This window comes from Vibrio sp. 10N.222.46.A1, from assembly GCF_041473595.1.
GTDB lineage: Bacteria > Pseudomonadota > Gammaproteobacteria > Enterobacterales > Vibrionaceae > Vibrio > Vibrio tasmaniensis_A.
The window spans coordinates 1-2,433 of sequence record NZ_JBFRSN010000741.1; the positions used below are offsets into that span (position 1 = coordinate 1).

The window sequence follows — 2,433 nt, forward strand, 5'->3', positions numbered from 1 at the left end:
AAGATTTTAGCTACAACACCAGCACCAACTGTACGGCCACCTTCGCGGATTGCGAAACGTAGACCTTCGTCCATTGCGATTGGAGCGATTAGCTCAACAGTCATTTGAACGTTGTCACCTGGCATTACCATTTCTACGCCTTCTGGTAGAGTGATGTCGCCTGTTACGTCAGTTGTACGGAAGTAGAACTGTGGACGGTAACCCTTGAAGAAAGGAGTGTGACGGCCGCCTTCGTCTTTAGAAAGTACGTATACTTCAGACTCAAACTTAGTGTGTGGGTTGATTGAACCTTTAGCAGAAAGTACTTGGCCACGTTCAACGTCATCACGCTTAGTACCACGTAGAAGTGCACCAACGTTCTCACCTGCACGACCTTCGTCAAGCAGTTTACGGAACATTTCAACACCAGTACAAGTAGTAAGAGTAGTCTCTTTGATACCAACGATTTCTACTTCGTCACCTACACGTAGGATACCGCGCTCGATACGACCAGTAACTACAGTACCACGACCTTGGATTGAGAATACATCTTCAATAGGAAGTAGGAACGGTAGATCAACAGCACGCTCTGGAAGTGGAATGTAAGAATCTAGTGCTTCTGCAAGCTCAACGATCTTGTCTTCCCACTGCTTTTCGCCGTTTAGAGCGCCAAGTGCAGAACCTTGAATTACTGGTAGGTCGTCTCCTGGGTACTCGTACTCAGAAAGAAGTTCACGAACTTCCATTTCTACTAGCTCAAGTAGCTCTTCGTCATCAACCATGTCACATTTGTTCATGAATACGATGATGTAAGGGATACCAACTTGACGACCAAGTAGGATGTGCTCACGAGTTTGTGGCATAGGGCCATCTGTAGCAGCAACAACTAGGATACCGCCGTCCATTTGAGCAGCACCAGTGATCATGTTTTTAACATAATCGGCGTGTCCAGGACAGTCTACGTGTGCGTAGTGACGTTCAGGAGTATCGTACTCAACGTGAGAAGTTGCGATTGTGATACCGCGCTCGCGCTCTTCTGGAGCGTTATCGATAGATGCGAAATCTTTAGCAACACCGCCGTACACTTTTGCAAGTGTAGTACAGATAGCAGCAGTTAGAGTTGTTTTACCGTGGTCAACGTGGCCGATAGTACCAACGTTTACGTGCGGTTTCGTACGTTCAAATTTTTCTTTAGACACAATCGTGTTCCTTCCTAGTTATGATTCGCCACGTTCATTATTGAGCGAGACGCGCCAGAAATTGCTATTTTATGCGCCAACTCTCGTTAGCGCAATATTTGGACGCATTGTTCTTTCAAAAAATGAAAAAATTGCGTCCCTTTTGTTTAACCACGCTCTGCAATGATTGCATTAGCAACATTTTTTGGCACTTCAGCGTACTCACTAAACTCCATAGAGTAAGAAGCACGACCTTGTGTCGCAGAACGTAAATCAGTTGCGTAACCGAACATGACAGACAACGGAACTTGTGCACGAATTATCTTCAGGCCAGCTGTCCCCTCGTCCATACCTTCGATGATGCCGCGACGACGGTTAATATCGCCAACAACGTCACCCATCCAGTCTTCTGGAGTAGTTACTTCAACTTTCATCATAGGCTCAAGCAAAACTGGTTGCGCTTCTAGTGCACCTGTTCTGAAAGCCATAGAGGCAGCGATTGTAAACGCCATCTCACTTGAATCTACTTCATGGTAAGAACCATCATATAGTGTAGCTTTGATATCCAAAACTGGATAGCCCGCTAATACACCATTGTTCATTTGCTCTTCAACGCCTTTAGCGACAGAGGTAATGAACTCTTTTGGCACGATACCATTGGCAATTTCATCTACGAAGACAAAGCCTTCACCGGCTTCTGATGGTTCCAGTTTCAGCCACACGTGACCGTACTGTCCTTTACCACCATGTTCGCGGATAAATTTACCTTCAGCTTTCGCTGTACCACGAATGGTTTCACGATAAGCAACTTGCGGATTACCAACGTTGCAGTTCACACTGAATTCACGCTTCATGCGGTCAACGATGATATCTAAGTGCAGTTCACCCATACCAGAGATTAGTGTCTGGCCAGTCTCGTCATCCGTTTCAACACGGAACGATGGATCTTCTGCCGCTAGCTTACCTAACGCGATAGTCATTTTATCTTGATCAGCTTGAGAGCGAGGCTCTACAACGATCTGAATAACTGGATCTGGGAATTCCATACGTTCAAGAACAATTTTATGGTTCTGATCACATAGAGTTTCACCAGTAGTAACATCTTTAAGGCCGATAATGGCTGCGATGTCACCTGCTCGTACTTCTTTTACTTCTTCACGCTTGTTTGAGTGCATTTGAACAATGCGCCCTAAACGTTCACGTTGTTTCTTCACAGAGTTGTAAGCTGTTTTACCGCTTTCAACAACACCAGAGTAAACACGGATGAAAGTTAAAG

Annotated in this window: 2 protein-coding genes; both read right to left on the minus strand. The window is 45.3% G+C overall.

Going from position 1 to position 2,433, the window contains the following annotated elements:
* A partial coding sequence (tuf, locus tag AB4496_RS19455; RefSeq protein ID WP_102296318.1) for an elongation factor Tu occupies positions 1 to 1,178 on the minus strand: 1,178 nt, incomplete at its 3' end.
* Between the two features lie 146 nt (positions 1,179 to 1,324).
* Positions 1,325 to 2,433: elongation factor G (locus tag AB4496_RS19460; protein WP_372131666.1), on the minus strand; the 1,109-nt coding region annotated here is incomplete at its 5' end.